The 6054-nt window shown below is 61.4% G+C and carries 4 protein-coding genes and 1 riboswitch; of the genes, 1 reads left to right on the plus strand and 3 read right to left on the minus strand.

The features are described from left to right. Positions 1 to 373: 373 nt before the first annotated feature. Positions 374 to 703: a hypothetical protein gene (locus ACN6LD_RS41695; RefSeq protein WP_445045886.1), complete on the minus strand. Its 330-nt coding sequence runs from the start codon at positions 701 to 703 to the stop codon at positions 374 to 376. Between the two features lie 62 nt (positions 704 to 765). Here ACN6LD_RS41695 and ACN6LD_RS41700 point away from each other — a divergent pair, with 62 nt between their 5' ends. Continuing rightward, complete coding sequence (locus tag ACN6LD_RS41700) at positions 766 to 3507, plus strand: tetratricopeptide repeat protein (RefSeq protein ID WP_445045887.1); 2742 nt, start codon at positions 766 to 768, stop codon at positions 3505 to 3507. Positions 3508 to 3618: 111 nt separating this feature from the next. Here the strand turns inward: ACN6LD_RS41700 and ACN6LD_RS41705 are convergent, their stop codons facing one another. Together ACN6LD_RS41705 and ACN6LD_RS41710 are read right to left on the minus strand one after the other, a co-directional pair. Next, positions 3619 to 4092 carry a hypothetical protein gene (locus ACN6LD_RS41705; RefSeq protein ID WP_445045889.1) on the minus strand — a complete coding sequence of 158 codons (474 nt, stop codon included), beginning with the start codon at positions 4090 to 4092 and terminating at the stop codon, positions 3619 to 3621. 427 nt (positions 4093 to 4519) lie between these two features. After that, a complete protein-coding gene (locus ACN6LD_RS41710) occupies positions 4520 to 5569 on the minus strand; it encodes a hypothetical protein (RefSeq protein ID WP_445045888.1) in 1050 nt (349 codons plus the stop codon). 57 nt (positions 5570 to 5626) lie between these two features. Beyond that, positions 5627 to 5737: riboswitch (SAM riboswitch) on the minus strand. Positions 5738 to 6054: the final 317 nt, after the last annotated feature.

Consider the following 6054-nt stretch of genomic DNA (forward strand, 5'->3'; position numbering starts at 1 on the left):
TCGGTCAGCCCGCCCCCTTGTGCATACCTCATGCCACCGGCGTACCGCAGGGATCATGAACCGTCAGCCCCGCCGACACCACGCTTTGAAGGTCAGTAGGCGTCCAGCAGCAACTGCATCGCCTCCGCCTGCAGCTCAAAGCAGACGGGCCCAAGGACTCCGCAAGTTCCGTCGCGTAGTCATGCTGCGCCGTATCGAGTTGACACTCCTCACCAAGTGGGATGAGACAACCAACCGCCGCTCGGCATGCAAGTCGCGTGCGGACAATCAAGGGATGCGCCCCCATCAGTACCGCTGCTCTGGGACGATGGGTGCCGGCCACAAATAGCGGATCGCACAGGGGTGTTACATGGAACCGATATCAACCGGAATCCTATTGGCTCTCGCTGGAGGCGCTGGAGGTGAGGCCGGCAGGGAGATGTTCAGCCGACTTGCTGCCCTCGTGCGACGCCCGTTCACGCCCACTGGGGAGGCCGCAATCGTCACTACAGGTGAGGCTGAGCTCGAAGCCCTCCGCCAGTCTCCTGCCAACGCGCAGCTCGCTCAGGCGCTGGTTGCTGCCCTCACTGGGCGTGCCGCGCTCGACGCCGACTTTCATCGCCAACTGCATGCCTGGGAGGAGCAGGCCCGACAGGCGCACATCGACCCGAGCGACGTCAACAACACCATCAGTGGCGGCAAACAAAATGGACCGGTCCTCCAAGGTCGGGATATGTACGGGTTCTCCTTCTCCTCATCAGCTGCGCTAACGGATCAACGCGAGGCATGAGTAGCGTGGAGCGCGAGCCAGAGACGCCCAGGGATTCCGTTTTCAATGTAATCTCTGATGGGCTATTTTTAAATGCGGTGATCCAGGGACGTGACATTACCGTCCAACTGCCACACAGGATAAGCCCAGCCCTGGCTGGTCCGCCTCCATGTTCCCCGTCCTTCTCTGGGCGCGAGGAGGAGCTGCACGAGTTAATGCGCGGATTGACGCCCGGGCGAGAGTCAATCCCACAACTCATATCGGGGCTCCCCGGAGCGGGAAAGACCGAAATTGCGCTGCAAGTAGCCATTCATGCGCAACATGATCGAGGCTGGTTTGCTGGCGGCATCCTGTTTGCAGATATGCAAGGCTACGACGAAAGCCGGTACGTCACTGCCGAGCAAACCCTGGCTGGTTTCCTCCGGGCTCTAGCCATTCCCCCTGAGTACATCCCGCACGGGCTTGAAGAAAGATCTAGGCTATTTCGTACCACGCTAGCAGCGTACGCAAAGCATAAGCGTCGAATACTTCTAATTATCGACAATGCGTCGTCGATTGATCAGGTACAGCCACTGCTGCCGAGTGACACGGATAATGCGGTTCTGATTACCTCGCGCGACAGCTTGGACATCAATGCCCGCCGCCGCAGCCTTGAGGTCTTGCCATCAGCCGCATCGGTCAACCTCTTGCGAAGCGTATTGAAGAATACTAACGGTGTCGACGACATCCGGGTGGAGGAGGACCTCGATGCCGCGAAAGAAATCGCTCGGCTCTGCGGAAACCTGCCAATAGCCTTGCAGATCTGCGGCGCTCTCCTGGCAGATTTCCCCGGTCGCCCACTGACTTCAATGAAACAAGCCCTCTCTCAGGCCCACACGCGACTTGGACATCTTGAGCGCGGCGCAAGAACGGTCACGGCCGCATTTGATGTTTCCTATCGGAGGCTCACCGAAGAACAGGCCCGCCTCTTTCGCCTAATCCCAATCAATCCTGGGGCAGATATATCGAGCAGGGCTGCGGCGCAACTGGCCGCGATCGAAGAGTCGGCTGCTGATCGATTGCTTGAAGATCTGGCGAGGATGCACCTCGTCGAACCGAGAGATACCTGGGGCAGGTGGCGGCTCCACGACTTGATTCGCCTATATGCTGATAATCTAGGCGGAGAGTTTCGTGTCGAGGATCAGCGCGACCTTGCATTGGGTCGGCTCCTGGATTATTACGTCCACGGTGCACATGCCGCATCCTCCCACCTGTCGCCTAGCCCCACGCCTTCTCGTTATTTCAGGAGGCAGAGCGATGCCCTCGGATGGCTTGAGGCGGAGCGCTCCAACCTGGTCTTGGCCGTAGGACTAGCCATAAAGGCCGGACGATACGAAGTGTCCTGCATTCTTGCAAATGAACTTGTCACCTTTCTACAGCAACGTCGTTACGCTGACGACTTCTTCGCGGTCTCCTACACAGCCGCGGAAGCCGCCAACAGGACCGGGAACAAGCTCCTCGAAGAGGAGGCGGCCAACAATATCCTAAAGGCATTGACTCAACTCGAATCACTCGAAGATGCCATTAAAGGATTCGTCACTGCGGCGTCTGTATTCAGCGAAGCCGACGACCTACGAAATGAGGCTGCCACACTGAACCAAGTTGGCAACGCAATGAGTCTGACTGGACGCTTCGAGGAGGCCGTCACTTTCCTTACCGCTTCGGCTGAACTGTACCGAGAATCAAAGGACCTCAATCTAGAAGGGTTAGCACTCGCGAGCCTCGGGGAGGTCTTGAGTTCGGCTGACAAGCCAGGCGAGGCAATTGACGTGTGCTCCGATTCCTTGCAACTACTCCAGCGAGCAGGTGACTTCCACGGCATGGGGTTGGTTCTCGGGAATCTTGGCCTCACCCGACAAAGAATGAACCAGCCAATCGAAGCTCTTCAAGCGTTCAAATCCGCTCTCGCGATATTCCAGGAGAACAACTCCAGAAGAGAGGAAGGGAAAGTTCTAAATAACCTCGGCGCGACACTCCAGAGCCTAGGGGCATCTCGCGAGGCTATTGACTGCCACTCACGCGCCGTCGCAGTTGCCCGTGAAGTGCACGATGACTTCCTGGAAGGATCTGCACTGATAGACTTGGGAATCTATCTCCGGTCAATGTCCCAACTTGAGGAAGCAGCGGACGCGTTCGCCGATGCCGCATGCGCATTCGAGCGTGCAGGAGACGACCGGCGCAAAGGAAGTGCCCTACATGCTGAAGGAATCACCTTTACCAACTTGGCGCGCTACCGGGAAGCCGTGGACGCCTACGCCAGAGCTGAGCGCGCCTTCCGGGTAATTGGTGATGGCGTCGGAGAGGGAATGTCGCTTTCCAACCGCGGTGCGGCACTTCGGTCGTGGAAGCGTTTCAGCGAATCCATTGAGGTATTAACGATTGCAGTCGACGTCTTGAGCGAAGCAGGAGGCAGAGAGCTTGCGGCCCCAGCCATCCTGCAGCTCGGTGGGTCCCTCGCAGCTGCAGGCCGAAACGAAGAGGCAGTGCGGGTGTTCGCGCGAGCCGCGGAAGAGTTCGCGAGAGTTGGGGACAGGTGGGAGGAGGCCAAAGCCCTGCTGGCCCGAGGGATAGCCCTGCAAAGCGTGGGTCGCTTCCACGAGGCCGCTACAGACCTCTCTCACACCATTCCAATATTTAGCGAAGAGGGTGATAGCGAGCGTGCAGCTATGGCACGCCTGCACCTCGACGACATTCTCAAGAGATCCTCTAACCCTCGATAGGACTGCTTGGCATCTCGCCCAGTCAAGCTGTGAGAGGATGCGCTCCCCGTCGTGGATACAAAAGTGAGGCGTGTCTACCGTCGACCTCGACCGGCGCGAAATCCCTCGCCTTCAACTCTCACAGTGATGGTTCCCAGCCGTTCCAAGAACAGCTCGAACGGTGCGCCGGGGTCCTACAGCTGGACGATCTGCCGTCGGGCCTCCCCCCAGCTCCCGCGGTGAGCGCAGCGGCAGTCGCACCACGGTGCTGTATCCGCGGGCGGCGAAGTCCTCGACCTGCGGCGGCAGTTCGTCCACGGGAACGGTCACCCGCAGCGCGCTGACGTTCTCCCGCAGTTCATGCCCCAGGCCCTCCTCGTCGGGGGCGACCTGCGAGGCAATTGCATCGAAGTCCTGAGGCCGGGCGAAGCGGAAGCAGAACCCATCGAAGACCCCCGCGCCCGGGCGCGAGGCGCTGTACACCTCGGGAGCCTCGCACAGCTGCCGCACGCTTTTGAAGCCGACGCCCTTGTGGCCGATGTTCGTTGCCGGGTCCTTCGAGCTCAGCCCCAGCCGGCACATCGAGTGGGAGCGCTCCGGGCTCAACGGGTTCCCGTTGTTGGCGGTTCGGGTCGTACAGGCGGACGCCCATCAGGGTGAGGCCGGTGACGGTCTCGGACGAACGCTGCTTGCCGCCCAGCCAGTCGTAGCGGGTCGCCGGCTGGCCCGCCCGCCGCAACCACCCTCACCACCTGGAAGATCCTCGACAATGGCTCTTCCGGCTCGCACTCCGGCCCCACGCGCACGCCCGGCAAACAACTCTGGGCCTCCCCCACCAAAGGCAAGGGGACTCGTCACCGACGGTGGCCGACGGCATGGTCTACATCGGCAGCAACGACCACAACCTGTACGCGGTGCAGACATGACAATCGATTGCCCCAGGGGGTCTGGGTATCGCTGTGAGCTTGTCGCCGTCGAACTCGCCGCCAACTGGACGAGACGATGGAGGCCAGTGCGACAGTGGCCGTGGCCGTCAGTGATCCCAGTTGGCCAGAAGCACGTAGCAGCGTGACCAATTGACGGTCCAGTCGCCCTCAACCATGTAACCGGCCTGGCGTACCTGTTCCGTGACCCGTTGCAGGAGACTCCGCAGCGCTTCCAGAGTGTCACGGGCCTGAGGCCCGCTGCCGGACCCCCAGACGGGTGCGGAGTACATCACGCGCTGATCCGCCCCGCGCACCCTGATGACCTCGACGGTATGGTCGTCGTCGTTCTGGAGGGACACGTAGTAACAGCCGTCGTCCGATTCCTCGTCCGAATCGGCACCGGAGGAATCGGTGTCGTCGGTTGCGTTCAGAGGGTCTGTGACGTCGGTGCCGCAGGAGGACCACCAGAGCCGCCATGGCCCATCTGTGGTCCGTCTCTCCCTGTCCAGTCTCGCCTGGGCAACATCGGTGAGAGTGGTGAGCGCCTGGAACGAGCGCCTGTTGAAGTCGGCAGGAAGTTCGTCGCTCAGGTCGTAGATCGGATCGTCCGCCACCCCTTCGGCGAAGTCATCCACGAGCTCCAGGACGCAGTCGCCGTTGACCTCGTCCTCGTCGTTCTCGTGGTCCTCGTGATCGTCCTGGTTCTCCACCTTCGCGTACTGCCTTTTGCCAGCCTCGTATCCCCAACAGAGGCCAGGCATGCCACCATGCGCGCACGTGCACGTGTCCGCCCCCTCGGCGGCCTCGGTGTCCTCCTCAGCCTCCGAGGACACCGGGTCCGGCTCCTCACTCGGTGAGGGAGCATCCCGATACGGGTTGAGGCAGACCGCCACCAGTGAGGCTTTGCCGATGCGACTGTTGCTCAGCCACTCGGGCACGTGGTCCCGCTGTTCGACGGCACGCGCTTGCAGAGGCCGGTCGGCGGTGCGGTAGAAGGCGATGTCAAATCCGCGGTCGAGCCATTCGTCGAAGTGGTCGTCGGTCCCCGGCGCGCCGAGGCCACTCGTCTCGGCTGCACGGAACGACACCCGAGCGACAGCAAGTTCGATGGCGGGCAGGCCCGCGCGGTGTGGCTCTGTCTCGGAGGTAACGGGCATGATCAGGCAGCCTTCCGGAGTCGAAGGACCCCGGTAGCGCACTGTCCGCACCCCGGTGATCTGCGGTTCCCCACGCACCACGCATGAGGAGCGGCCGTCGCCCGGGGGCATCCGCGAAGGACAGGATGCCATCCAGCGAGCCGGGACTTGGCGCTGGAACTCACGACCGAGCGGGAAGTTAACACCCGTAGCGGTCCTTCGCAATGTGATCTGGAACCCCTTGCTTCAAAACCGGAATCGTGACAACTTGCCGCTCAGTCAACCGGCCGAGCACGGTCGGCAGATACGGCCGGTCGACCATCTCGCGCACTGTGCGACTGACCTTCCGGGCAGCATTACGCTCCCATGGCCCCATGGGAGCAGGCACCGATCTCCCTGCATGACGTGTAAGAGCTCGTAACACGATCATGTGCGTGCCTTCTTGAGGCGTCTCCAGCAGATGAGGCTGCAGGCCAGGGAGACGAGGGCGTCGTGGAGTTCGGTTC

It is taken from the genome of Streptomyces sp. SAS_272, assembly GCF_052543235.1.

Excerpts from the sequence above, each read along its gene's own strand:
- ACN6LD_RS41710 (WP_445045888.1), bottom strand. The coding sequence starts at position 5,569 with ATGCCCGTTACCTCCGAGACAGAGCCACACCGCGCGGGCCTGCCCGCC.
- ACN6LD_RS41700 (WP_445045887.1), top strand. The coding sequence starts at position 766 with ATGAGTAGCGTGGAGCGCGAGCCAGAGACGCCCAGGGATTCCGTTTTC.